Source organism: Niameybacter massiliensis, from assembly GCF_001282685.1.
Classification (GTDB): Bacteria; Bacillota; Clostridia; order Lachnospirales; family Cellulosilyticaceae; genus Holtiella; species Holtiella tumoricola.
In genome coordinates this window covers 3081360-3106828 of record NZ_LN875035.1, presented here as the reverse complement: position 1 = coordinate 3106828, position 25469 = coordinate 3081360, and the positions used below count along the sequence as shown (strand labels likewise).

The 25469-nt window shown below is 32.1% G+C and carries 22 protein-coding genes; 16 read left to right on the top strand and 6 right to left on the bottom strand.

Features of this window, described 5'->3' with window-relative positions:
* Window positions 1–50 precede the first annotated feature (50 nt).
* The 8 genes from BN2390_RS19945 (at window position 51) to BN2390_RS19910 (ending at window position 11451) form a co-directional block, all read left to right on the top strand.
* Window positions 51–731 (top strand): ABC transporter ATP-binding protein, encoded by a 681-nt coding sequence (locus BN2390_RS19945; RefSeq protein WP_053986050.1) that lies wholly within the window; start codon window positions 51–53, stop codon window positions 729–731.
* Window positions 731–3376, top strand: a complete 2646-nt coding sequence (locus BN2390_RS19940; protein WP_053986049.1) for an FtsX-like permease family protein — start codon at window positions 731–733, stop codon at window positions 3374–3376. Before BN2390_RS19945 ends, BN2390_RS19940 begins: the two co-directional genes overlap by 1 nt.
* Window positions 3377–3733: 357 nt before the next feature.
* Window positions 3734–5830, top strand: coding sequence for a methyl-accepting chemotaxis protein (locus tag BN2390_RS19935; RefSeq protein WP_053986048.1), 2097 nt, complete (start codon window positions 3734–3736; stop codon window positions 5828–5830).
* A 140-nt stretch (window positions 5831–5970) separates the two neighbouring features.
* A complete protein-coding gene (locus BN2390_RS19930) occupies window positions 5971–6393 on the top strand; it encodes a MarR family winged helix-turn-helix transcriptional regulator (protein WP_053986047.1) in 423 nt (140 codons plus the stop codon).
* Window positions 6394–6530: 137 nt separating this feature from the next.
* Window positions 6531–6884 (top strand): carboxymuconolactone decarboxylase family protein, encoded by a 354-nt coding sequence (locus tag BN2390_RS19925; RefSeq protein ID WP_053986046.1) that lies wholly within the window; start codon window positions 6531–6533, stop codon window positions 6882–6884.
* Between the two features lie 72 nt (window positions 6885–6956).
* Complete coding sequence (gene lpdA / locus BN2390_RS19920) at window positions 6957–8672, top strand: dihydrolipoyl dehydrogenase (RefSeq protein WP_053986045.1); 1716 nt, start codon at window positions 6957–6959, stop codon at window positions 8670–8672.
* Window positions 8665–9582: a lipoate--protein ligase gene (locus tag BN2390_RS19915; RefSeq protein WP_053986044.1), complete on the top strand. Its 918-nt coding sequence runs from the start codon at window positions 8665–8667 to the stop codon at window positions 9580–9582. The genes lpdA and BN2390_RS19915 overlap by 8 nt, the downstream gene beginning before the upstream one ends.
* A gap of 189 nt (window positions 9583–9771) precedes the next feature.
* Window positions 9772–11451: a DUF4932 domain-containing protein gene (locus BN2390_RS19910; RefSeq protein ID WP_053986043.1), complete on the top strand. Its 1680-nt coding sequence runs from the start codon at window positions 9772–9774 to the stop codon at window positions 11449–11451.
* Between the two features lie 69 nt (window positions 11452–11520).
* Here BN2390_RS19910 and BN2390_RS19905 read toward each other — a convergent pair whose 3' ends face one another.
* The gene (locus tag BN2390_RS19905) at window positions 11521–13290 is read right to left on the bottom strand and encodes an oleate hydratase (protein WP_082238883.1); all 1770 of its coding nucleotides are present in this window, start codon (window positions 13288–13290) and stop codon (window positions 11521–11523) included.
* Window positions 13291–13504: 214 nt separating this feature from the next.
* Between BN2390_RS19905 and BN2390_RS19900 the strand changes: the two genes are divergently transcribed.
* Window positions 13505–13750 (top strand): hypothetical protein, encoded by a 246-nt coding sequence (locus BN2390_RS19900; RefSeq protein WP_053986042.1) that lies wholly within the window; start codon window positions 13505–13507, stop codon window positions 13748–13750.
* Here the strand turns inward: BN2390_RS19900 and dhaS are convergent.
* Window positions 13743–14318 carry a dihydroxyacetone kinase transcriptional activator DhaS gene (gene dhaS / locus BN2390_RS19895; RefSeq protein WP_053986041.1) on the bottom strand — a complete coding sequence of 192 codons (576 nt, stop codon included), beginning with the start codon at window positions 14316–14318 and terminating at the stop codon, window positions 13743–13745. The two genes, BN2390_RS19900 and dhaS, sit on opposite strands and share 8 nt — an antisense overlap.
* 231 nt (window positions 14319–14549) lie before the next feature.
* Between dhaS and BN2390_RS19890 the strand changes: the two genes are divergently transcribed.
* The 7 genes from BN2390_RS19890 to trxA all read left to right on the top strand — a co-directional run bounded on the left by BN2390_RS19890 (window position 14550) and on the right by trxA (window position 20749).
* On the top strand, window positions 14550–16628 hold the full coding sequence (locus BN2390_RS19890) for a methyl-accepting chemotaxis protein (protein ID WP_053986040.1): 2079 nt from the start codon (window positions 14550–14552) through the stop codon (window positions 16626–16628).
* A 147-nt stretch (window positions 16629–16775) separates the two neighbouring features.
* The gene (locus tag BN2390_RS19885) at window positions 16776–17333 is read left to right on the top strand and encodes a TetR/AcrR family transcriptional regulator (protein ID WP_053986039.1); all 558 of its coding nucleotides are present in this window, start codon (window positions 16776–16778) and stop codon (window positions 17331–17333) included.
* A 79-nt stretch (window positions 17334–17412) separates the two neighbouring features.
* Window positions 17413–17586, top strand: coding sequence for a DUF6472 family protein (locus BN2390_RS21980; RefSeq protein WP_198524956.1), 174 nt, complete (start codon window positions 17413–17415; stop codon window positions 17584–17586).
* 206 nt (window positions 17587–17792) lie between these two features.
* Window positions 17793–19169: an FAD-dependent oxidoreductase gene (locus BN2390_RS19880; RefSeq protein ID WP_053986038.1), complete on the top strand. Its 1377-nt coding sequence runs from the start codon at window positions 17793–17795 to the stop codon at window positions 19167–19169.
* Window positions 19170–19180: 11 nt separating this feature from the next.
* Complete coding sequence (locus BN2390_RS19875; RefSeq protein WP_053986037.1) at window positions 19181–20116, top strand: NAD(P)/FAD-dependent oxidoreductase; 936 nt, start codon at window positions 19181–19183, stop codon at window positions 20114–20116.
* Window positions 20117–20118: 2 nt separating this feature from the next.
* Window positions 20119–20349 (top strand): glutaredoxin domain-containing protein, encoded by a 231-nt coding sequence (locus BN2390_RS19870; protein WP_053986036.1) that lies wholly within the window; start codon window positions 20119–20121, stop codon window positions 20347–20349.
* Between the two features lie 85 nt (window positions 20350–20434).
* The gene (gene trxA, locus BN2390_RS19865; RefSeq protein ID WP_053986035.1) at window positions 20435–20749 is read left to right on the top strand and encodes a thioredoxin; all 315 of its coding nucleotides are present in this window, start codon (window positions 20435–20437) and stop codon (window positions 20747–20749) included.
* A gap of 94 nt (window positions 20750–20843) precedes the next feature.
* On the opposite strand, the gene BN2390_RS19860 is transcribed toward trxA, so the two are convergent.
* The 4 genes from BN2390_RS19860 to BN2390_RS19845 form a co-directional block, all read right to left on the bottom strand.
* Entirely contained in the window at window positions 20844–21815 is a 972-nt protein-coding gene (locus BN2390_RS19860; RefSeq protein ID WP_053986034.1) for an alpha/beta hydrolase, read from the bottom strand.
* 157 nt (window positions 21816–21972) lie between these two features.
* Window positions 21973–22887: a 5'-methylthioadenosine/S-adenosylhomocysteine nucleosidase gene (locus BN2390_RS19855; RefSeq protein ID WP_198524955.1), complete on the bottom strand. Its 915-nt coding sequence runs from the start codon at window positions 22885–22887 to the stop codon at window positions 21973–21975.
* 187 nt (window positions 22888–23074) lie between these two features.
* Window positions 23075–23803 carry a LytR/AlgR family response regulator transcription factor gene (locus BN2390_RS19850; RefSeq protein WP_053986033.1) on the bottom strand — a complete coding sequence of 243 codons (729 nt, stop codon included), beginning with the start codon at window positions 23801–23803 and terminating at the stop codon, window positions 23075–23077.
* A gap of 20 nt (window positions 23804–23823) precedes the next feature.
* A complete protein-coding gene (locus tag BN2390_RS19845) occupies window positions 23824–25410 on the bottom strand; it encodes a GHKL domain-containing protein (RefSeq protein WP_198524954.1) in 1587 nt (528 codons plus the stop codon).
* Window positions 25411–25469 lie beyond the last annotated feature (59 nt).

Genomic DNA, 25469 nt, shown 5'->3' with positions numbered 1-25469 from the left:
TTTAGAAAAATTAAAATGGTACTATAACAAAGAACAAAGGAGCAATTAAAATGGAAATTTTAAAAATAGAAGACCTATGTAAAACTTATGGTAAGAATGATATGCAAGTAAAAGCACTAGATCATGTTAATCTTTCTATTGAAAAGGGTGAATTTGTAGCGATTATAGGGGCAAGTGGGTCAGGGAAATCTACATTGTTACATATGATTGGTGGAGTAGATGAGGCAACATGTGGTAGGGTTATTGTAGATGGTGTAGACTTATCCAAACTCAATGAGAATAAGATGGCAATATTTAGAAGACGTAAAGTAGGGCTTATTTATCAATTCTTTAATCTAGTACCAACATTAAATGTGAGGGAAAATATTTTATTACCCACTTTATTAGATGGAAAAGTGATAGATGAAAGCTACTTTGAAGAGATTATTTCTATTTTAGGTTTGAAAGATAGGTTAAACCATTTACCAAGTGAGCTTTCAGGAGGGCAACAACAGCGTGTGGCAATAGGACGTGCCATGATTTATAATCCGGCTATAGTATTAGCCGATGAACCAACAGGTAACCTTGATCGTAAGAATTCAAAAGAGATTATAGAACTTCTTAAGATGTCCAATAAAAAGTATAAACAAACTATTATCATTATTACCCATGATGAGCAAATTGCCTTAGAAGCAAGCCGTGTGATTAAGATTGAAGATGGCAAAATTGTTTCTGATGAGGTGAATAAGTAATGCATATTATGAGTAGGTTTACACTAACCCATCTAAAACGTAATAAGCGTCATGCTTTCTTTAGCTGTTTTGCTATTTTGATAGCCACTGTATTTATTTCAGCACTTATATTTTGTGCCCATTCCTATAAGGAGAGTAGTATTGCCTTATGGATAGAAAGTGCAGGAGAATGGCATGGAGCATTTGCTGTAGATATTTCAGCCAAGCAGGTAGCCTATGTTAAGGAGAATCCAGAAGTAGAAAAGACCTTTATTAAAACAAATTTTTATGCACTTAGGCCCAATGAGACAGAAGGTAGACCTTATTTTGCTCATATTGATTTAGACAAAAATTATAGAAATGATATGGGATGGGAAGATATGGCCATTTTAGGCAGGCTACCTGAAAAAGAAGGTGAAATTGCTATATCAGAAGACTTCTTTAAGGATAATCCCCAGTATAAAATAGGCAGTGAGATGACTGTAGATGAAGGACAACGTGTGGCACAAGGTGAGTCTATTGATGTAAGGGATGGGCTAATAGACGATGAATTATTTGAAGTAGTAGAAGCAGGTAAAACCTACACGATTGTGGGAATATTGGATGCTTATTATGAGTATAGTGAGATACCAAGTTATATAAGTATAGGCTATTCAGATGAAATACGTGAAGATAGAACATATATTGTAAATATGCAGTTTAAGAATGTAAAAGATACTTACAAACTGACACCTCAGATTGCACAAAATATAGGGCTTACTGCAGATGTCGAGGGGAGATATCCTGTAAGATACTATTATGATTTATTAGAAAGTTACGGGGTATTTGAAGAGGGTGTTACAGATCAGTTTAGGAGTATGATGATGGTTTATGGTGTTGCTATTTTATTTATTATGAGTTTCTTTGTAACCATTATTTATCATACTTTTGCAGTATCAGCCAATGCCCGTGTAAAATATTTAGGACTTCTTAAAAGTATTGGTGCTACACCGAAGCAAATTAGGCATTCAGTATTATTTGAAGGCATATTACTTGGAAGTATAAGTATACCTATTGGGTTATTAGGTGGATATGGTATTGCAAGTTTAGTGTTCAACTATTTAAATGCAACTTATAAAACATTAGAAATGAATGCTCATGTAGATGTGTACATATCTATAGGCACTGTTGTTATGATTGTTGTAATGACTTTAGCTATTATATTAATATCAGCTTATTTCCCAGCAAGAAAGGTTGCTAAGTTATCACCTATTGTAGCCATTAAACAAGGGGATTATAAAGTAGAAAAATTAAAAGATACAGTCTTTTCAAAATGGATAGGTAAAGTACTAGGTTATGAAGGTACTTTAGCACTTAAATCTAATAGGGCACATCGAAAAGGATTTAGGACAGCCTATATTTTCCTCACTATAAGCTTTGTGATTTTAATGGGAGGAATCATTTATCTTAATGTATGGAATTTATCAGTGAGCTATGAGCCAAGACCTATAAATTATGAAATGAAACTTTATCTAAGTGATGTGGGACAAGATGAATTTGAACGGTTAGATAGGGAAGTAAGAGCTATTAATGAAGTGGAGAAGGTCCAAAGAAATAAAGGAACACTTTATGGACAGACTCAGGTGTCACTAGAAGACTTATCACCCGAACTTCAAGCAAGGGAGAAAACCTATTTAGAGCAAGAAGCAGAGTGGGTAGATGGTAAATATGACTTTACTACAGAGTTTTTAGCCATAGATGATGCATCTTTTAATGAGTACTGTGAAAGAATAGGTGCTGATGCAGCAGAGTTTTATGAAGGAGAAGAGGTCAAGGCAATCCTTTATAATCTTGCAACTTATAATAATAGGGCAATAAGAGAAGAGCAAGAAACAATCCCACTCTTTGATTGGGAAAAAGGCAAAGTACTCACAGTAACAGAAGATTTAGATTCAATAGATAAAGCAACAGTGCCTTATACTTTTGATGTAGAGGTTGGCTATGTAACGGACCAAATCATTGACCATGGAAGATATTATGACTATTATCGCGTAATCTTGATTATACCCGAGTCTATGTCACAAAGACTTGTGACTAACTTTACAAAGAGGAACCAAGAGCGCTATAACAGAGATATTAGTTACCTAGAGGTAGCTGAAGAGGATATACCAGTAGTTAAAGCACAAATAGAAGAAATCTATGATAGACATAAAGATAAAGCTAACTTTAGAATGTGGGATATAATTACTTCAAGAGAAGGACAACAAAAAAGTACACAGCTTATTATGATGATTGCAGGAATAGGTGTAGGTTTTATTACTTTAATTGGTATAGTTAATATTTATAGCACATTAAGCAATCAAATGAATATACGTAGAAAAGAATTTGCTATGCTTAAAAGTGTTGGGATTTCACCAGCAGGGATTAAAAAAATACTTCTTTTAGAAAGTGCTTTTTATAGTATTAAGCCTATCATATATAGCATTCCAATATTGATTGGAGTTGGAATATTGATGCTTACGACAGCACGATTTAGTTGGATGAATATTTGGAGTATACTGCCTTATGGATTTTTCATAATAGGTTCAATAATATTATCAAGTATTATCTTTAGCTTATCTTATTTCTTATCAAGAAAAGTTATAAAAGAAACAATTATAGATGTAATCAAAGATGAAATGCAGTAAAGCTTATAAAGCTAGGAATGAGCAAGATAATTCCTAGCTTTTATTTATAGTAAATAGTTAAATATTTAATTAGATAAAAGTTAATCATAGGTAAAAATATAATTGATTAACAGAAGTTGATAAGTATATAATGAATCTATATTATTCATAGAAATTTATTATCAAAATATAAAAAATACATATTTAAATGGGGAAGTCTCAGAGAAGCGACTTATAATAAGCTTAAATACAAGAAGTTATTTATGAAACAAAAAATGGGGATTAATGATATGAAACTAAGTTTTGTGAATAGTATAAACTGAAATCCAGTGAATGAATCAAATCATAAAAAGTCTAAGACAACATAAGGAGACAGCAATGAAAATCAAACAAAAGCTTAGTATCATGATTGTAGTGTTACTTATTCTATGTATCTCGGCAACTGTTGGTGTGAGTAATAGTATGGCAAAAAAGAATATTGAAAAGCTAACAGAGGCAAGTATACAAGAAAATCTAAAAATGTATCAATCAGTAATCGATTTAAAGATTCAAAAGCATTTTGCTATAAGTAATCTATTTGCAGCTGATAGAAGAATTGTAGAGGGTGTAACAGGAGTAGAAAGAACAATGGGACCTGTACAGATAATAGAACCTGAACAGGTTGGCAATCAACCACAGAATCAATTTGGTGATTTTAATAACCAACAAATGAATATTAATGAAGAATTAATGAGTGAAGTCGAAAGTAATCCAGAGGTTGAGAATATTATGATTGTCAATCTAGATGGAGAAATTGTAATGTCTGCCCAAGAGAGTGTCATCGGTGACAATGTGTCAGAAAGAGAATACTTTTCGGCTACAATTAATAAGGGAATGCCTTATGTAGGGTTTAGCATGGCATCTAGAGATACAGGTGAGCAGGTAGTACCAATATGTGTGCCTATCATAGATGAAGAAGGCAATACAGTAGGGATGATTAGTACGATTATTGTAACTAACAAAATAGCAGAAGAGTTAAAAAGTGCAAAAATTTTAGGAACAGAAAATACTTATCCTATGCTGCTAGACCAAAAGGGTGTATTAATTGCTCATCCTAATGCAGAATATGTTGGTAAATTGCATGAAGATGAAAACATTAGAGGAATTGCGTTAAAGTTAGCAAGTAATTCAGAAGAAGTAATAGGTGAATTGTCTTATCAAAGTATGAGTCAAGGTACAGAAAGAGTGATGAGATACATAGAAGTAAGCCAAGCGGATTGGTTACTAGGGATTAGTATAGACCAGGGTGAACTCATGCAGCCTATTAAAGATATGCAAAAAGGTGGGCTTGTGATCTTAGTTGTATCTCTATTAATAGGGATGATAGCAGCTTATTTATATGTCCAAAGTATTTCTAAGCCGCTAGGTAAGATAGAAGGTATTGTTAGAAAGTTAGCAGGGCTAGATCTAAGTGATTCCGAGGATTTACATAAATTAAGAAGACTTAAAGATGAAGTAGGTACAATGGCAGAAGCTACAGCTACCACTACAGAAGCATTGAAAAAAGTAGTAAGTGAGCTTATACAGTATGCAGAACAAACTATGATAAGTGCACAAACAGTAGATAACTTAGCAAGTTATTCCTTAGAGGAATCAGAGCAGACAGTAGTAGTAGTTGAAGAATTGTCTGCAAGTATGGAAGAAATCAATGCAAGTACAGAAGAAGTAAGTTCGACTGTAGAAAGTATTAATGGAAATATTAGAGTGATTACAGATCATATAGGTAAAAGTAGTCAATTGGCTTTAAATATTGCAAGAAATAGTGAAACAATTAAAGATAAAACAATTCAAGATAGTGAAATTGTTAAAGCTAGCTATAATGATGTCAAAAATAATATGGAATTAGCTCTCAAAAAGGCAGAGGTTATCTCTCAAATCTATTTATTAGTAGAGAGTATTGAATCGATTACAAAGCAAACCAATCTTTTAGCACTCAATGCATCTATAGAAGCCGCAAGAGCAGGAGATGTAGGGAGAGGATTTGGGGTAGTAGCACATGAAATAGGTGCTCTTGCTAGTGAGTCAGGAAATGCAGTAACTAAGATACAAGAAGTAATTGCATTAGTTATGGAAGCGACAAATGAGATGAGAGACAGCGCACAAGAGTCCTTAGCTTTTATGGAAAAACAAATTGACGAGAATGTAGAAAATACCTTGGAAAATGCAAAAAGCTATATGACAGATGCAAATGAAGTATACAATGCATTACAAGAGTTAGAACAAAGATCTCATGAATTAACTCAGTACTCACAAATTATTACAGAGACAATAGATGGCATTGCTATTGCTATTTCAGAAAATACACAAGGGGTAGTAAATATTGCATCTCAAACTAATAATATTAATAAAAATATCAATGAAATAAAAGAACAGAGTATGACAAATAAAAGTGTAGCAGAACAACTGTCAGAGGTAGCTTCTAGATTTACAATCTAGAGTTTCATTAAGAGATGCCTATCTAATACAGATAAGAGCTTATAAAATAAGTATTAAATAGCTTACTATTTCAAAGTGATTATAAATAAGATATAATAATTAAAAGTGATTTAAATGTAGGAAATAGTAGGGAGACAGGCATGTTTAATTTAGATGATTGTATTGGTATTATAACAAGCAGAGGTGCGAAGGCATTAGCACAAGCCTTTGAAAAAAGGTTAGAAGTATATAATATTACAAGAGTTCAATGGATTGCGATTTATTATATAGGGGAAATAAAAGGATTAACTCAAAGAGAGTTGGCAGATAAGATTAGTACAACTGAGCCATCTGTAGCAAGACTTATAGATAGAATGGAAAAGAATGAACTTGTTATACGAGAAAAGGATGCCAATGATAGGCGTATAAGTACCTTAGTTTTAACACAAAAAGGTAATGAACTAAGAGAAAAGTTGATTCCTATAGGAGAGCAGTTTTCAACTGATATTACAAATGCAGTAGGTAAAGAAGAACTGGAAGTTTTTATTCAAGTAATGGAAAAAATGATTAATAATATTAAATAATAGTAAAAAATTATGCTAGCATATTGATTTTACATAAAATATATGTTAGCATTTTAATTACCAAATACTTAACATGCTAAGTATTAATATGTTAAATATTAATACAGTAATGTTTTTAAATGAGGAGGGTATAAGTAATGAAAAAAGATCCAAGACAAATGTTAAATGATTTTATGGGGGGCCTTGAAGAATTAGGTCAAACCAATAGTGAGCATGTAGGTGCTTTCATGAACTTATTAGGTACAACTTATGCACCAGGAAGTTTAGAAACAAAAACAAAAGAGTTAATCAGTGTTGCAATTGCAGCATATAACCGCTGCGAATATTGTATTGTATTCCATGTATATAAAGCTTTAGAAGCAGGCGCAACAAGAGCTGAGATTATGGAAGCAGCAATGGTTGCTGTAGCTTTCGGTGGTGGCCCAAGCATGGCATATAGCGTAACTTTATTAAAAGATTCATTAGATGAATTTGAAAAAGATTTTAAATAGATAGTGAATGAAGGCTAAGGTATTTATTGAGTATTCAATAGAGCATTAGCCTTTTAATATAGGAGGATTACAATGGACATAAAACTTGAAAAGCTTAACGGTCACAGCAAAAGTGGAATAGTAGGTAAACTTAGTATAGAAAAAGGAAAAGTTGTAGAAGAAGGCCAAATATTAATGCAGATAGAAAGTAAGAAAGGTAATACACCAGTAAAGAGTTTATCAAGTGGCAAAGTAATAGATATATGTGTTCAAGAGGGGCAAGAAGTAAGCATTGGGGATCTACTTATAAAACTAGAAGGAGATGCTATAGAAAAAGAAACTGTAGAAAAAGCAGCTCCAAAAACAAGCTTTGATTATCTAGGCAGTATGATGAAAGGAAAGAAAGAAAATATTGAAGCTGATGTAACTATTATTGGTGGTGGACCAGGTGGTTATGTAGCAGCAATTTATGCTGCTAAAAAAGGTTTAAAAGTTATACTGATTGAAAAAGAGAATCTAGGGGGAACCTGCCTCAATGTGGGATGTATTCCAACCAAATCACTTGTGAAATCAGCAGAAGTATATCATCACTTAACACATGCAGAAGATTTTGGCCTTAGCTGTGAGAATGCAAGGGTTAATATGGAGAAAGTAATTAAGCGTAAAGATCAAATTAAAGAAACGCTAGTAGGTGGAATCGATTATTTACTTCAAGCAAACAATATTAAGCATATAAGAGGAACAGGTAAGTTTATAGATCAAAAAACAGTTTTTGTCCAATCTGGAAGAGATGAAATTACTATTCAATCTAAAGATATTATTATTGCTACAGGTTCAAAAATTTCAAAGATAAATATTCCAGGAATGGATTTACCATGTATCTTGAATAGTACAACCGCATTAGAGCTAAAAGAGCTGCCAAAATCAATGACGATTATTGGTGGTGGTGTTATAGGTATGGAATTTGCATTTATCTATGCACAGTTTGGTGTGAAAGTAAAAGTTGTTGAATATATGCCAAGAGTTTTAACAATGGTAGAGGAAGAAATATCTGAAGAAATAACTAGAAGTGCTAAGGAAAAAGGCATTGATGTATATACCCACTCAAAAGTTAAAAAAGTTGAAATGACAGAAGGAAAAGAAGCAATCGTTGTATTTGAAAAGGATGGTGCAGAAAAATATATTGTATCCGAGAAAGTACTTGTTGCAATAGGTAGAGAGCCTAATATAGAAGGTTTAGACTTAGAAAAAGCAGGTGTAAAACTTCTAGAAAATGGTAGAGGTATTAAAACGGATGAATACCTTCAAACAAACATAGAACATATCTATGCCATTGGTGATGTAAATAATAGAATTCAATTGGCTCATGCGGCTTCACATCAAGGGATGATCGTCGTTGATCAGATACTTGGAGAGAAGAAAGCATTTTCTAGTCAGAACGTTCCTAATGTGATTTTTACCTCACCAGAAATAGCAAGTGTAGGATTAAGTGAGGCACAAGCAAAAGAAAAAGGAATAGATATTAAAGTAAGTAAGTTCCCATTTGCTGCTAATGGAAAAGCATTAACAATGGGAGAAGAAAAAGGCTTTATTAAGATGATTAAGGATGTACAAACCAATAAAGTAATAGGTGCTTCTATAATAGGTGTGGATGCATCTACTTTAATCAGTAGCCTAACATTGATTATTCAAAATGGGTTAGAGGAAGAGCAAATTATAGAAACTATTTTTGCCCATCCAACAACAGGTGAAGTGATTCATGAATGTACACTTGGACTGGGAATAGGAGCATTACATTTCCATGAATAAAGTCATTATTTCCGAAGAATTTAATCCTTACTATAACCTAGCACTAGAAGAAGAATTACTCTATTCAGTGGATGATGAAAATATCATTTTATATCTCTGGCAAAATGAAAAGACAGTTGTTATTGGAAGAAATCAAAATCCTTGGTTAGAGTGTAACTTAGATTATTTAAGAGGAGAAAATATATACCTTGCTAGACGTATCTCTGGTGGTGGAGCAGTATTCCATGATATTGGGAATCTTAATTTTACATTCATAACGAAAAAGAAAAATAGTAATTTAGAAAAACAGTTAGAGGTATTAAAACAAGCTATTAGCTTTTTTGAAGTAGAGATTAGCTATTCAGGGCGTAATGATTTACTAGCAGATGGAAGAAAGTTTTCAGGTCATGCATTTTATGAAGACGATGAATATTATTTTCATCATGGAACATTGATGTTTGATGTAGACTTCAAGTACTTACAGAAAGTATTAACACCTTCTAAACTGAAGATGGAGTCTAAAGGGATTCAGTCTGTTAGAAGCAGAGTGATTAACTTAAAAGAGCTTAATCCACACATAACATTAGAAAATTTAAAAGAATATCTTATAAATGCTTTTGAAAATGTCTATGGAGAATTAGATAGTGTTAAAGCAATAAATAGGGCCAGTTATAAACCAAAGAAATTTGAAAGTTATCAAGATGAGAAATGGATTTATGGTGAAACACCAAAATTTGATGTTTTAGTAGAAGAACGTACATCAAAAGGATTAGTACAAGTAGTTTTACAAGTTAAAGACGGATGTATTGACGAAGTACAGGTTTATTCTGATCTATTAGAAACATTACCTATAGAGATCATAAAACAAAAAATTATAGGTCAATATATGGATGAAGAAGTCATAAAGAATATTTTAAAACAAGTCATTTAAGCAGAGAATAGGGAGCTTCAGAGCTTCCTATTTTTTTGCCTATTCTTAGAAAGAAGAGTTTTTTAGATTATATATATCGATAATAAATTATTAAAATTAAATAATGGTATAAAAATAAGTTCCAACTTCTTAAAGTGAAAAACGTATATCTATATGGAGAAATAAAATGAAAAAGGAAGAAGGGGTAGTATGAATAGGTTAGAAAGAAAAAATGTAGCTTACTTGTGCTTCATTGTGCTATGTACAGTATTTTTAAGTAGTGGGAGTTTGAGTGCAAAGTCAAAAGAGCAGATGGATCTGTTACAGCCGGTACAAGCAACAGTAAACGGGAGCAATGTATCTATTGACCCACGTATAGAGTTACTTTCAGTGGTTCAAATACTTAGTACATATAATCAAAATTTTGGATTAATGACAGACCTTGATTTCACTTATAAGCAAGACGTTTTAGATCAGTTTTCAACATTTGCATCACATCCAGCTGTAACTTTATTTAGTAAGATGAGTATGAAGGGATTTAGCTATGATGCACCACCAACGATGATGTTATATTTAACAAATGCATTTGAACTAGACGAGAATAAAGAATTAGATGAAAAGCTAGTCTTAAGAGCAGGAAGTATGGAACAACTTAAAAGTTTTGCAAGTATGCTTAAGCAGTTTGCAGCAGATACAAATTTTCAAAAGTTTTATTTAGAGCATGAATCATTTTATAAGAAGATGATTAAACAAGTAAGTCAAGTACTTGAAAAAGAAAGTTATATTACGGAGTTAGAAGAGTACTACAATATACACAATAATAGCTATAATATTATATTAGCACCTTTACATAGAGGTGGGGGATTTGGACCAAGATTAACTGATGCAGAAGGGAAAGATGATATTTATAGTATTCTAGGGCCTGTAGATGTAGTAGAAGATATTCCAGTATTTGGTGACAAACAAAGTTTTGATTACCTTGTATGGCATGAATTTAGTCATTCTTTTATTAATCCTTTGACAGAGGTATTTCAAAATCAATTTACTCAGTCAGATGCACTTTTTGCACCTATTGCAGTTAAAATGGAAAGACTAGCGTATTCAAACTGGGAAACAGCGTTAAATGAGCATCTGATCCGCACGATTACAGCAAGACGTACTTTATATGAAAGTGGCCAAGAAGCTTATGAAAAAGCAATAAAAGATGAAAAAAGACAAGGATTTTTCTATATAGAATTATTATCTGACAAAATAGCAAGTTATGAACAAAATAGAAAAGAATATAAAGATTTTAATGCCTTTTATCCTGAGATTGTTAAATTACTTAATGAGTTAAATCTTCAGGAGTTAGATTCAAGTTTTTATACAATGCCATTTGAAGGGCCTATTAATGCAGCCTTACAAATAGACGGTCAAACAGTTGTTATTATGCCTAGTCAAGAAAATACTTTAGTACAAGAGAAAATTACAGAGTATTGTATGGCAATAGTGAATCTATTAACCCATAAACTTGGTATGCAGGCAACAGCTATAATAGATAAGGAAGCATTACAAATGGATTTAAGTGATAAGAATATCATTGCTTATGGGACTGTAGAGGGAAACTTATGGTTAAAAGCATATGAGACAAAGCTTCCATTTAAAATAACAAAGGATAAAATTGTTGCAGATCAAATATATAGTGGAAATAATTTACGTCTTATAAGTACACTACCACATCCTAATAATGAAGCAAAATCACTTCTTATCTATACAGCTCAAGAAGCTATAGATATCCTGAATATCAATTCTGTTAATCATGGTATGACAGATTATGTAGTTGCAAAAAATGAAGAAATTATTGCACAAGATAATTATCTTAAGGATGAAAAGACTTGGAAATATAAGTAGATAAAACTCAAAAAGCGTGTTACCCAAAGAAGTTATAGAATAGGGGTAACACGCTTTTATTAAACTAATTTATCTATAAGAAGTTTTTAACGCTTTAAGAAGGACTTTTTTATCTTTTTTAAATGGTGTAACAGGACAAATTTGTTTGTTTTTTACGCCCATTAATTTATAGATTGCCATTCTTGCAGCACGTACAGAGTATTCTTCTGTAAATACCATATCTTCAGGAATTTCAACGAATTGGCTAATCATTGCAAAGTTAGTAGAGCCTTCAGGTACAACTTTTGGACGATCTGACATTTTACGAGGTTGGAATTGAGAGTCGATGTAAGGCATCATACATGGAATAACATTAACAACGTCTTCCATAAGTTCATCTAATTCATCTTCCCAGTGGAAATGATGGATAAGTTCGGTAAGAAGTTCTTCACCTGTACAGTCACGCATTGGTTTTTTTACATAATTACCTACTTTGTCAGTGAAAAGTCCATAGCCCCAGAAAATAGTAGTGTCAGCAGGTTGATTTTTGAAGTGTGGTTGTGCAGCTACAACGATACTCATAAGCCAGTTAGATTCTTTGAATGTCATAAGTGCGCCACTACCAGGAATATTTCCAGAGAATTGTTCTATTTTTTTGAGAAGCTTGTTGCCTTTACAAGTTACAGTGAAGCTTTCCCAATTTGTTTCATCTGGATAGCCAAAGAATGGTTCAGGATTGCCTAAGCCTTCTTTTTTAGCTGCTACTTTTGCCCATAATTCACCAGAAATTGGATGACTTGGGTCATAAATAGCAGGTGTATGAAGGTCACCAAGAGTAGCACTATCTGTCATACATCCATTAGTCATAATACAAAGGTCTTGTGCATTTAAAGTAATAACGTCTTCTTCACCTTCAGCGTTTTGAACATGGATAGCAGATGCAGTGATACCATGGCCATCTTTAAAGTCAATATCTGTTACAGTTGCATCTGTGCGGAAGTTAACACCGTAACCTTCTAAGTAAGTACGTAATGGTAAAATAACAGAGTCATATTGGTTATAAGGTGTACGTGTAACCCCTTCTAGTGTTTCGATACGTGAGAATTCGAAAATCATACGTTCCATATAACGTTTGAATTCAAATAAGCTAGACCATTTTTGGAAAGCGAAAGTAGTTTGCCACATATACCAGAAGTTAGTAGTGAAAAAGTGTGGGCTACTAGTAAACCATTCTTCAATAGTCATATCATCTAATTTTTCTTCAGGTGTAATCATAAGTTTTCCGAGAAGTGCACGGTCTTGAGTATTAAAGCCCATACTTGTTACATCTTGAATAACCCCATCTTTATCAATAAGACGTGCTTGAGCATGGGTTGGATGAAGATGATCAAAGTTAAGAATCTCTTCTGTAACACTCATGTTAGGCATATCTAAAGAAGGAATAGAAGCAAAAAGCTCCCAGAAGTTTTCATATGTTTCTTCGTTAAGCATACGACCACCACGGCATACGAAGCCATTAGTAACATTACCGGCACCATCATTACTTCCACCTAGTATTTTCATACCTTCTAAGATATGTATATTAGAACCTTGGAAGTGACAGTCACGAATAAGATAAGCAGCACCTGCGAGTGAAGCTAAGCCACCACCTACAAAATAAACTTGTTGTTCATTATGGTCAATGTACTGTGGTAATGAAACGTGTTTAGATTTAGAGGAGTTTTTTTTCTTTGATAATACAACAGCAGTAGCTGTAGCAGTAGTGATTGCACCTAATGCTAAAAGAGCACCAGTATAATTTTTAGGTTGTTTTTTAGTGTGTTTTTTTAGATATTTATTTAACTGTTGTTTTCTGTTCATACCCATACCTCAATTCATGTTATTGTTGTGATATATAATGTGATATTTTGAAACGATGTCTCATTTATAGGGCTAGTATAGAGCAGAAATTTGAAAAGGTAATTAGACAAATTCATAGGAATGTATAAGAAATAGACAAAACTTAAAAACTGTATATATATATTAGATGAGGGGAGTCTTAAACTGATTGTAGATTAAGAAAGGGGAGATAAATATGGGCCTAGATAATCGATTAAAGCAGGTTGCTTTAAGTGTTGCTATTCGGCATTTATCTAAGAATAGACAAAAATCTAAAGAGCGAACCTGCCGTAATGTGATTGAACTAGCAAAAGATTTAAGTGAAGAACCATTAACAAAAGAAGCATTAAATACTTATTATAATCAGTTAATGGAACAAATTGATACAGATAATGAGGAAGAACTAAAAACATGGGTGATTCAGACATTTCATCTTAGCTAAAATCTTCATGTTCTTTAAGGTAGAAGTTGTAGCCTAGCTGTTCACTATGTTTAGCAAGCTTTTTAAAGTTTTTGGCAATTTCTTCAGGTGGTTGTTTCATATTTCCTTTAACCCATGAAAGAATAACGCCACAAATACCATAAGCATAGAATTCAGAGAAGAATTGTTTTTGATCTTCAGGTATTTTTTGATGAATATCTAAAGCATTAATAGCTTCGTTAAATAAAGCACATGTAATTTCTAAAAGATAGTCCATGAAATACTGGCTATCGTTTTTTATTGTATGGCAATAAAATAGCTGATCCTTCTTCATAATATCCAAAAGAAGAAGGATTTTTTGATCCCAATTTTCAAAAGTAATGCCATCTACTACAAATGCAAAACCTTCAGTATAATAAATCCAAGTTAATAATTCATATTTATCTTGAAAATGATAATAAAAGGTCTGGCGATTAAGACCACAGGCCTTAGTAATATCAGAAATAGATATTTTGTCAAAAGATTTAGTAGAGATGAGATCTTTAAGGGCATTAGCAAGCGCTTTTTTTGTAATGATAGAATCGGACATAGTATCCCTCCTGTCTCATAGTGTATTAGCAATAATATATCAGTTTTTGAGGAAAAAGAATAGATGAATTTTATAGTGGTGTAATTATATGGGTGCAAGTTGAAAATAATTATTGAAGTAGATGTAAAATATGGTAAAATAGACAAGTAAATTAGGAAACTTAAAATAATATAAAAGTTTCCAGACAGCCTAATAATTGACTAAACATTATAACACATACTGGAGGAATTAATGAAAAAATTATCGACAGCAAGATTTATGAACTTAAAATTGAGACACAAAATTTTATTACCCACCGTATTTATCTTGGTAATAGGATTAATTACATTAGCAGCTACTATAAAAAATACAGGAAATACAATTATCCAAAATATTATATCGACCTCTTTAGATGATGAGACTTTACTTTATAGTAGAGTAGTTGAAAAAATCGTAGATGATGAATTTAAGATGACAGAAATTATAGCAAATGATACAAATATTATTCATATGATGGAAGATTATTCAAAAGGTGTAGATGTTACAGACACTAAAAAAAATATACGAGAGAACCTTACAGAAAGAGTCAGATGGGAATCAAATAAAGAAGGATACTATGTATTAGATCTTAATGGAAGGGTAGTAGTTGATAGTGGTGTTAATACTGAAGGAATGGATCTTAGCGAACGTGATTATTTCCAAAAGACAAAGCAAACTCAGCAGCCAGTTGTAAGTGAGCTACTTATTTCAAAATCAAACCAAAAACATATTGTAGCTTTTACAGCACCTATTATAGGAAATAATGGCGAAATGTTGGGGGTAGCAATCAATTGTATTTTTACAGATGAAATTATGAATGTTATAAATGATATTAATTTATATAATTCGGCTAATACATATCCTTTTATTTTAGACCAATATGCCATTCGACTAGCACATCCAGTAGATGAGACAGGTGTTAAAAGTACGATAGAAGAAACTGTGGATATTACTGAGAGATATCAAAATAGGGATATTCAAAGTGGAGAAGTTGGAGAAATAACCTATAACTATAATAATGTAGAAAAAACGGCTAAATATATGCCAATCAGAAATACAGGTTGGGTATTATTTGTGAGTGTGGCATATGATGAGATTGCTGTACCTTATATAAACCATTTAAATAAAATGACTACAGTGTCAAGTGCAGTTATTATTTTAGCAATATTGTTAATGATCATACTTACTGCCAATAAAGTATTAAAACCAGTTGAATGGATTAAAGAACTTATGAATACAACTCAAGAGTTAGACTTAGCCACAGACGGAGAGTCTAAACATATTTTGAAAGTTTCTAACTATAAAGATGAAATGGGGACAATCAGTAATGGTTTACTCAAGATTAGAACTACATTTAGAACGGTTGTAGGACAAGTTACAGGTCATGTAACAGGGCTAAAAATGAATATGTCTGAGGTTAAAGAAAGTATAGGGATCATATTAGATGATGCAGAATCTAATATGTCAGTGATTGAAGAGCTTTATGCAGGGTTAGAAGAAACTAGTTCTATTACTCAAGAGGTAGCAGGTTCTGTTGAAATAGTAGGGCAAAAGCTTGATGAAATTGAGAAAGTATCAGAACAAGGAACCTGGGTTATTGGAGCAATAGAAGAAAAAGTGACCCAGCTTAAAAAGAATAATACTGGGAGAGCGCAAAAAGCTACTAAAGAATCAGAAGATATTAGAGAGCGATTAATTAGTGCTATAAAAAAATCAGAAGTAATTAAAGAAATTAATCTACTTACTGAAAGTATTAGAGGTATAACAGAGCAAACCAATTTATTAGCACTCAATGCAGCAATTGAGGCAGCAAGAGCAGGGGAACAAGGTAAAGGTTTTGCAGTAGTTGCTGAAGAAGTGAGAAAGTTAGCTACCCAATCTAGCCAAAACTTAAATCAAATAGAGTCTGTACTGAACGAAGTATTTAAGTCAATTGATGAACTTAAAGGAACATCAAATGATGCAGTTAATTTTATAGATGAACAAATGAGTGTAGTTATTGAAGATATATTTGCCATATCCAATGAATATCAAATGGATGCAAATCAAATTAAAGAAGTTATTGCAAGTATTGATGAAAATATCAAAACAATTCAAGACTATACCCATACAGTGATTAAGGCAGCTGGGGAGATTGCTACAACAGCAGAAGAGAATGCTAATGGGGCAGGAGAAATTTCACAAACAACTACATCTATTACGGAGAGAATTCAAAGTGTTAGTAAGCTAGCAGAAGACACAGACAAAATTAGTCAAGATGTCCACGATGTGCTAAAGAAATTTAATATATAATACAAGATATAGGGTACACAAAATGATTAGACCACTTTGTGTACCTTTTTTATGAACAAATTATTTATTCTTATTTTATATGAAGAGAATATCTAGTAAAATAAAAAGCAATAGATGATAATATGGGAGGCACAGAGGAGATAAGTAATGGATTTAAAGACCAAGATAATAGAGGCTACCATAGAAGAATTTAATGAAAAAGGTTTAAAGTTTACAATGGATGATTTATCTAAACATTTAGGGATAAGTAAAAAAACTTTGTACCATGAATTTGAGAGTAAGGAGGAACTATTTTTAGAAGTAATAGAAAGGTTCTTCGCTCAAGTGAAAAAAGGTGAAAGAGAAATTTTTGAAGATACATCTTTAGAGATAATAGAAAAAATAAAAAAAATTATTATCGTTTTACCAGAATGTTGCACGAATATAGATTTTAGAAAGCTGTATGAGTTAGAACAGAGATATCCAAAGATTTATAATAAAATCACTTTAAAAATAGATGAAGACTGGACAGATACCATTCAACTTCTTAATCAAGCTATAGAAGAAGGTAAAATTAGGCCTATTAACTTAATCATATTAAAGACTATAATTTGTTCATCTATTGAAGCATTTATTAAGAAAGATATATTAATAAAAGAAAAAATAGGATATACAGAGGCTTTAGAAGAAATGATTAATATTATAATTGAAGGAATCAGGATGTAACCTTTATAGGAGTAGGCTTTAGTTTGAGGATATAAGGGCATATAATAGAAGAAGACAGAAAAATAAAAGGAGGGGTATAATGTGTGAGAATTGTATGCATTTAGAATATGATGAAGTAATAAGGGAGTATGTATGTAGTGTAGCGCCTATTATGGATGAGGATGACTTTGCTAGAATGAATTATCATCCAAGCAAGCAGTGTCCTTATTTTAAAATAGGTGATGAATATACTATCGTTCGTAAACAAAATTAATAACATGAGAGCTGGTGATTGGAAGATGGTCTTTCAATCATCAGCTTTTTTATTTACATACAAAAATGATTTCACAAAAGTACAAGAAAATTTCTAAATACACACAGAATGAATGTAGTAGTTACTTAAAAGTACCTAATTGTTTATACAGTAGTCAGGGGATACAATTTAGATAAGATAAAAAATAGACAGCGGAGGCAAGCAAAATGAATCAATACGATGCAGTTATTATTGGATTTGGTAAAGGCGGTAAAACATTAGCAGGTTTTATGGCAAAGCAAGGGAAAAAGGTAGCAGTTATTGAAAAGTCAGAGCAAATGTATGGTGGAACTTGTATTAATATCGGATGTATTCCTACTAAGAAATTAGTTCACAAAGCAAAAGTAGCCCTTTATAAGGGACTTAATAGTTTTGAGGAAAAGGCAGCAGAATATAGACAAGCGATAGAGGAAAAACATAGTTTAGTAGAAATGCTTAGAACTAAAAATTTCAATATGTTAAATGATAATCCTAATATAGAAATCTATAATGGAGCCGCTTCTTTTGTATCAGACTCAATCATTCAGGTTAAAACTACAGAGGGTATGATAGAGCTAAAAGGTGAAAAGATATTTATTAATACAGGAGCTACAACAATAGTTCCTAATATACCAGGTATTCATGAAAGTAATAAAATCTATACGAGTACAACGATTATGGAGCATACAGAATTACCTAAGCATTTAGTAATCGTTGGTGGTGGCTATATAGGCTTAGAGTTTGCATCTATTTATGCAACCTTTGGTTCAAAAGTAACAGTTATCGAATCTTCAGATCGTATTGCTATGAGAGAGGATGAAGATATTTCAGAAGTAGTGAAAGAGGTATTAGAAAAGAAAGGTATTAACTTTGTACTTAATTCAAAGGTAGATGCTTTTGAAAACAAAGAGGATGAAGTTGTTGTAAACTATACGAATAAAGTATCTAATGAACAAATGCAACTTATAGGAGATGCTGTATTAATTGCTACAGGTAGAAAACCTAATACAGAAGAACTTAATCTTCAAGCAGCAGGCGTAGAGGTTAATGAAAGAGGTGCAGTTGTAGTGGATAGTAGACTACAAACAAGTGCACCACATATATGGGCATTAGGAGATGTAAATGGAGGTCCACAATTTACTTACATTTCACTAGATGACTTTAGAATCGTTAAAGATAATTTATTTGGTGAAGGGAAACGTACAGTAGAGGATAGAAAGTTTACAGTTTACTCAGTATTTATTGAACCAAACCTATCTAGAGTAGGATTAAGTGAAAGTGAAGCAAGAGCAAAAGGATATGATATCAAAGTTGCAAAGCTTCCTGTTGCAGCAGTGCCAAGAGCAAGAGTGATTAATGAAATAGAAGGTGTAATGAAAGCAATAGTTGATGCAAAAACAAACAAAATACTAGGATGTACATTACTTTGTGCAGAGTCAAGTGAGATGATAAATATTGTAAGTACAGCTATGGAATTAGATCAAGATTATACATTTTTAAGAGATCATATCTTTACACATCCAACGATGAGTGAAGCTTTAAATGAATTATTTGGATTAATCTAAGGAGCAAAGTTATGAAACCTATTAAAGAAATAGATCTTATTATTGTAGGAGCAGGACCTGCAGGACTAACAGCTGCAATTTATGCAACAAGAGCAGGTCTTGAAACTTTAGTATTAGAAAATAATATTATAGGTGGTCAGGTTCGATTAAGTTATACTATAGAAAATTATCCTGGATTTGAAAGTATTAAAGGAAATGAACTTGCAGATAAAATAGAGCAGCAAGCAGTAGCTTTAGGGACTCAAATTGATGAATTTGATTTTATAGAGCGTGTTTCATTAAAGGATGAAGAAAAGATTGTTGAAACAGGAGATTATATCTATAAACCTAAAGCAGTGATTATTGCAACAGGAGCCAATCCTAAAAAGTTACCTATTCCAAGTGAGTCAAAGTATTTAGGAAAAGGTATTCATTACTGTGGTGTATGTGATGGTGCAAGTTATAAAGATGAAGTCATTGCTGTTATTGGTGGAGGTAATGCTGCATTAGAAGAATCTATGTTTTTAGCAAAACTTGCATCTAAAGTTATTATAATTAGAAGATATGATTACTTTAAAGGCGAGGCAAAAGTATTAGAAGCAGTAGAGAAGACTCCTAATATTGAAATTATGTACAATTGGGATCTTGTAGATGTAACCGGCGAAACCTTTGTAGATAAGGCAATTATAAAGAATACAAAAACAGAAGAAACCAAAGAGATACCTCTTAAAGCAGTTTTTGGCTATATAGGAACAGAACCGAAAACTGAACTATTTAAAGAAGATGTTCATCTAACATCTGCAGGGTATATTACAACCAATGAAAGTATGGAGACTAATATTAGAGGTGTCTATGCAGTGGGTGATATAAGAGAAAAAGAATTTAGGCAAATTACAACTGCTGTAGCAGATGGTACAATAGCTGCACTTAAAGCAGAACAATATATAACAACACAAAAGGAGAGATAATAATGATTAAAGTATATTCAGTAGAATGGTGTGGACCTTGTCAAAAAGTTAAAAAATATTTAGAAAGTAAAAATGTGCCTTATGAAGTAGTAACAGTAGCAGATGCAAAAGAAGATAGAAATATTGTTTTAGAAGTTTCAGGGCAAAGATCAGTACCTGTAACAACAATTAATGAACATGTTATTATTGGTTTTGATAAAGCAGCAATCGATAAAGCTTTGGCACTTTTATAATATGAGCGGTCACTTTAAAGTGCCTAATTGTTAAAAATAAGGATACTAGGTAGAATAAAGATAAGAAATATAGGAGGTACTATTTATGGTCAAACATATTAATAAAGATGAATTTAAAAAGGAAGTATTAGAGGCAGAGGGTGTTGTAGTAGTAGACTTCTACGCAGATTGGTGTGGGCCATGTAAAATGTTAGCACCAATATTAGAAGAAGTGCAAGCTGAAGTAAACAATGCCAAAATAGTAAAAGTAAATGTAGATGAAAGTACAGAATTAGCAGCACAATATGGTGTTCAAAGTATACCAACTATTAAGATGTTTGTGAATGGAGAAATCCTTCATACAAGTGTAGGTTTTCAACCTAAGACAGCCTTAATATCAATGATAGAACAAGTTAAATAGCTATTTTATAGTTATTTATATAGAGAAAAGTAGGAGCTCTTTAATCCAAGCTCCTACTTTTTTAGGTTTAGGTTATAAATAAGTAATGAGTAATTTAATCTACATATTTATCTAAGAAATTTGTAATAGTCGACCAATATAGTTCTGGATCTACATCTTTTGATTTTGCATGTCCGGCACCTTCTATGACTAACTTTTCTTTCTCAGCATTTGAAGCAGTATATAATTGATCTAGCATAAAGTATGGAACAAAATCATCAGCATCACCATGAATGAATAGTGTAGGTGTTATAGATTTTTTGACTTGCTCAATACTAGAAGCTTCTCCTATCCAGTAGCCAGCACGTAATTTACCAACTAAGCTTGCAGTGTGCATCATAGGGAAAGCTGGTAGGCCGAAAAGGTCATCTAGTTGGTAAGCAAATTGATCCCAAACAGAGGTATAGCCACAGTCTTCAATAATGGCCTTAACGTTACTTGGAAGTTCTTCACCTGAGACATTCATAACAGTTGCAGCGCCCATCGAAACACCAAATAGAGCGATCTGAGCATCGTGGTTATTTTCTACAATATAGTTAACTAAATCAATAATATCAAAACGTTCATCCCATCCCATTCCAATATAGTCACCTTCACTTTGACCATGGCTTCTAAGGTCTGGAATGATTACATTATAGCCCATATCATAAAATTTTCTAGCATAAGGTGCCATTAATATACCTTCAGAAGTATAGCCATGTACAGCAATCATCCATTTATTAGAATCTGATTGAGTAAGCACATAGTTATGAAGTTTTAAGCCATCTCGAGAAGTCATGAATAAATCCTCATAGCCACTGTGTTCTAATAACCATGTTCGGTCATCTACAGTACTTATACCGCTGGTTTCATTTTGGCTCACCATATCACTAGAATCTTCATCATCCGAACCAAAAATTAAATCTTTTGATGTATATGGATTTAATGCTAAGTTATATAAATAATTTGCACCAAAGCCTATGCCAATAGTGCCTATAAGTATAGTAAAAGTAATAATCCCGATTAGAATCTTTTTAAAAATTTTCATTGTCACACTCCTTGATGTCTTTTAGTGTTTCATATTATAACATGAAAGTTTGATGAAAGAAATATTTGATTATCAAAATAAATAACAGCAAAAATTATTTATAAAAAAGATTATCCCCCCTACCTAGAAATATTTTTTAGGCGGGGGGGATAATGAATTATTTTGTTGTAGTGACTTCTTCAGTCTCTACTAATAAGTAGTTATTGATATATGCTTTTGCAACTTGTAAAGTGAAAGCTTGAGAATCTTCACCTGTTGTACGGTCATAAGCTTCTTTATGTACTTCATTATTTGATAAAATACGAATACTCAAGAATGGAATATCATAAGTTGCTGCGATTTGAGCAGCAGCAGCTGTTTCCATTTCTTCAGCTGATGTACCAAGTGTTTCGTTAAGCCATAAAATACGATCAATTTCTTTGTTCCATTCATCAGCTGAACCTACAGTACCTTCTACAACTTTACCTTTTGTATGCGTATCCTTTACGCTATTTGCTGCAGCAAGAAGTGCTTCATCAGCAGGGAAACTACCTACTTCAGTCCATTCACCAGTTTGGTTATGTACGATTTCAAGAGTCATAGGTTTCCAGGCTGTTGGATGAATACCTTCACCTTTTTCTGTAAAGTCTGTTTTGAATGCACCCATGTTTACTACTTCTTTACCAAGTACAATATCATATTTATGAAGTTCAGGATCATGTCCCCCTGCTGTACCTTGGTTAATAATTGCTACAGGATTGAAATGTTCAATAGCAAGTGTAGTAGAGGCTGCTGCATTGACCATACCAATACGTGTTCTAGAGATTACAACAGGATAACCATTTAATGTACCTGTTGTATATTTCCAAACACCTAAAGTAATATCTTCAGGATTTTCAAGTGCTGCCATCATAATTTCAGTTTCAACATCCATTGCACCTTGGATAAGAAGTGGTCTTTGAGTTGCCTCAACAAGTTTGATCGCTGGAATCGTTTCGTTATTAACTGTATTTGCAGGTGCTGCACCCATCATTACAGCACCGATAGATGCTACTGCAAAAAGTGTGAGAGCTTTTTTAAAAAGTTTATTCATGTTAGTATCTCCTCAAGTTGAACGTTAGTCTATTTATGAACTCATTATATAAGGAGAAGTAAGAGGAGTCAATAATAAAATCGAACAATAATTTAAAAATGACAATAAATATTCGGAAAAATAAGGAAGAAAAGTTGGATTAAGAAAAAGCCTAAATCACTCATTACTAAGTGATTTAGGCTTTAGGTTAAAGGGAATTATTTTGCATTAAGTACTCAAAAAATAAATTTTTAATTGATGTAATATTACGACGGCTAATTGGAATTACTTGATTTGTAGTTAAATAGATTTCATTATATTTAATTTCTTGAATATATTTTAGTGCAACTAAGTAGCTTCTATGAGATCTGATAAATCCAGAGGTGTTTAATTGTATTTCTAAATCATCTAATTTGGCATAAAAGGTTCGAGACTGACCATTTTTTAAATGCATGGTAATAATCCTATTAAAAGTTTCAAAAAAGGTAATCTCAGTAAGTAAGAAATTCTCAATTCCTTGTTTAGTTTTTACAGGAAAGTAAAATATATCTTTGGAAGAAAGTATTGAAAGATATTTCAATAAGAGTTCTTCAATTTTTTCAGTATTTGGAGGCTTAAGTAAATAATGAAAAGCTTCAACATCATATCCTTCAAATACATACTCAGAAGAACTAGTTAAAAAAATGATACGTGTTTGTGGAGATAAAGGTTTTAATAATTTTGCTATTTGGATACCATTTGTACTGCCTAAAAGAATATCTAAGAAAATAAGGTCATAGGAAACATTAGAATTATTTATTGAAGCGAGTAATGTTTCACCACTTTGATATTTATCAATAGTTATCTCTAATATATTTTTATGTGCGATTAAATTTAGAATAGATTCGATTTTATCGATATAGAGTAATTCATCATCACATATGGCTATTTTAATCATAAATCTACCTCACGATATATTTAGAATGGATTAGTAACGCATTTAAGTACAATTTTCACTTCAAACATTTGATTGACATCAATGATTTTCATATCGCCCTTATTAAGTTCTACAATATGCTCAATGCTCTGTAGGCCAATACCATGAGAGAAAGTAGAAGCTTTTGTTGTCCTATACTGATTATTTTCTTTTATATTCTGCTGTTCATAAGTATTTTTTATATTGATGCATAAAAAAGTATTTTTAATATAGATATTTAGATCGATTGTTTTGTTTATCTTATTCATATGTACTGCTTCTAAGGCATTATTTAATAAGTTACCAATAATAATACATAAGTCAGTATTATCAATAGAGATATTTTGAGGTAAACAGGCATTTATATTAAAGATAATATCTTGATTTTCTGGATTCATTATATGGTATTTCAGGAGTGCATCCAGTACATAGTTTTCACAGTATGAAGGAATGTTGCAGTGATTGAATTCAGCTCCTAATTTTTTCATATATCCTTGAAGCTCAGAAAGTCTATTTTCTTGTACAAGTGTATTGATGATAATAACATGATTTTTAAAATCATGTTTAAATGTTTTTAATGTCTCGATATATTCTTCATAAAATTTATAATGAATAAGCTGAGCTTTAAGTTGTTCAGCGATGAGCAACTGTTCGGATTTAGCTAGCTGGGAATTAATAATGTTATTAATTAAAATACCAATCTCATCAGTACGTTTAGCCAGATTATGTGAGATATCAAAATCAGTATTTCCTTGATTAAGTTGCTCACAGTAGTATTTAATTTGCTTAAGGGGCTTGGTATACCAGGAGGTAATCATATAAATGATTAAAATACCTCCAATTAATGTACTTGTTATCATGATATCAAGAATAAAAAACATAGGATATAAGGGTTTTAAGAAGTCTCCTTTAGACATACTTCCTACAATCTTAAAGTTACCAGGCTCTACACTATATATAGCACCATAAAATGATTGATTATGTTGTGTATAGCGAATAACTTGTTCCCGATCATTTTTGATGGTTTGTTTAAAAGTTATATCTATACCAGCATCATTTATGTGTTGCAGGCGTAAATCCTCATTAATATGAGAAATAATGAGACCTTGGTTAGAAATCATACTTAAATATCCAGAGTCTCCTAAATGTTGAGAATCAAGAAGTTCTACAAGTTGTTCAACAATAATATCTACACCTAGGATGCCAATAATTTGATTGTTTTTTATAGTAGGTGTAGCAATTGTTACGACCTGTTTACCTGTAAAGTAATCCGCATAAGGGGACGAAATACTATAGCTTTTTTTGTCTATAACAAGTTCTTGATACCATTCACGTAGGTTAAAATCGTGTTCACGAAGAAGCTCATGCTCTATAGGAGAAAGGTCACCCACTTTATAGAGCCATATATTAGAAATAACTAATCTTTGATCTGGAAGATTCAAATGTTTAGGAGTAAGAGGCCAAGGAGAGGTGTTAAATTCAAAGTAAGATAGAATCTCATCACTTTGAGAAAGTCTCTGGGCTCCTAATAATAAATCAGAAAATAAATTTTCAATTGAAACACCTAAGCTTTTTGTTTCATATAACAAAGATTCATTTTTTAATTTTTCAAATTCGTGTTTTAAAAAGAATTTAAAAAAAAGTCCTA

What these genes read in the sequence shown, in the direction of transcription:
- BN2390_RS19945 (WP_053986050.1), top strand. Translation starts at nt 51, where the DNA reads ATGGAAATTTTAAAAATAGAAGACCTATGTAAAACTTATGGTAAGAAT.
- BN2390_RS19940 (WP_053986049.1), top strand. Translation starts at nt 731, where the DNA reads ATGCATATTATGAGTAGGTTTACACTAACCCATCTAAAACGTAATAAG.
- BN2390_RS19935 (WP_053986048.1), top strand. Translation starts at nt 3,734, where the DNA reads ATGAAAATCAAACAAAAGCTTAGTATCATGATTGTAGTGTTACTTATT.
- BN2390_RS19930 (WP_053986047.1), top strand. Translation starts at nt 5,971, where the DNA reads ATGTTTAATTTAGATGATTGTATTGGTATTATAACAAGCAGAGGTGCG.
- BN2390_RS19925 (WP_053986046.1), top strand. Translation starts at nt 6,531, where the DNA reads ATGAAAAAAGATCCAAGACAAATGTTAAATGATTTTATGGGGGGCCTT.
- lpdA (WP_053986045.1), top strand. Translation starts at nt 6,957, where the DNA reads ATGGACATAAAACTTGAAAAGCTTAACGGTCACAGCAAAAGTGGAATA.
- BN2390_RS19915 (WP_053986044.1), top strand. Translation starts at nt 8,665, where the DNA reads ATGAATAAAGTCATTATTTCCGAAGAATTTAATCCTTACTATAACCTA.
- BN2390_RS19910 (WP_053986043.1), top strand. Translation starts at nt 9,772, where the DNA reads ATGAATAGGTTAGAAAGAAAAAATGTAGCTTACTTGTGCTTCATTGTG.
- BN2390_RS19905 (WP_082238883.1), bottom strand. Translation starts at nt 13,290, where the DNA reads ATGAACAGAAAACAACAGTTAAATAAATATCTAAAAAAACACACTAAA.
- BN2390_RS19900 (WP_053986042.1), top strand. Translation starts at nt 13,505, where the DNA reads ATGGGCCTAGATAATCGATTAAAGCAGGTTGCTTTAAGTGTTGCTATT.
- dhaS (WP_053986041.1), bottom strand. Translation starts at nt 14,318, where the DNA reads ATGTCCGATTCTATCATTACAAAAAAAGCGCTTGCTAATGCCCTTAAA.
- BN2390_RS19890 (WP_053986040.1), top strand. Translation starts at nt 14,550, where the DNA reads ATGAAAAAATTATCGACAGCAAGATTTATGAACTTAAAATTGAGACAC.
- BN2390_RS19885 (WP_053986039.1), top strand. Translation starts at nt 16,776, where the DNA reads ATGGATTTAAAGACCAAGATAATAGAGGCTACCATAGAAGAATTTAAT.
- BN2390_RS21980 (WP_198524956.1), top strand. Translation starts at nt 17,413, where the DNA reads ATGTGTGAGAATTGTATGCATTTAGAATATGATGAAGTAATAAGGGAG.
- BN2390_RS19880 (WP_053986038.1), top strand. Translation starts at nt 17,793, where the DNA reads ATGAATCAATACGATGCAGTTATTATTGGATTTGGTAAAGGCGGTAAA.
- BN2390_RS19875 (WP_053986037.1), top strand. Translation starts at nt 19,181, where the DNA reads ATGAAACCTATTAAAGAAATAGATCTTATTATTGTAGGAGCAGGACCT.
- BN2390_RS19870 (WP_053986036.1), top strand. Translation starts at nt 20,119, where the DNA reads ATGATTAAAGTATATTCAGTAGAATGGTGTGGACCTTGTCAAAAAGTT.
- trxA (WP_053986035.1), top strand. Translation starts at nt 20,435, where the DNA reads ATGGTCAAACATATTAATAAAGATGAATTTAAAAAGGAAGTATTAGAG.
- BN2390_RS19860 (WP_053986034.1), bottom strand. Translation starts at nt 21,815, where the DNA reads ATGAAAATTTTTAAAAAGATTCTAATCGGGATTATTACTTTTACTATA.
- BN2390_RS19855 (WP_198524955.1), bottom strand. Translation starts at nt 22,887, where the DNA reads ATGAATAAACTTTTTAAAAAAGCTCTCACACTTTTTGCAGTAGCATCT.
- BN2390_RS19850 (WP_053986033.1), bottom strand. Translation starts at nt 23,803, where the DNA reads ATGATTAAAATAGCCATATGTGATGATGAATTACTCTATATCGATAAA.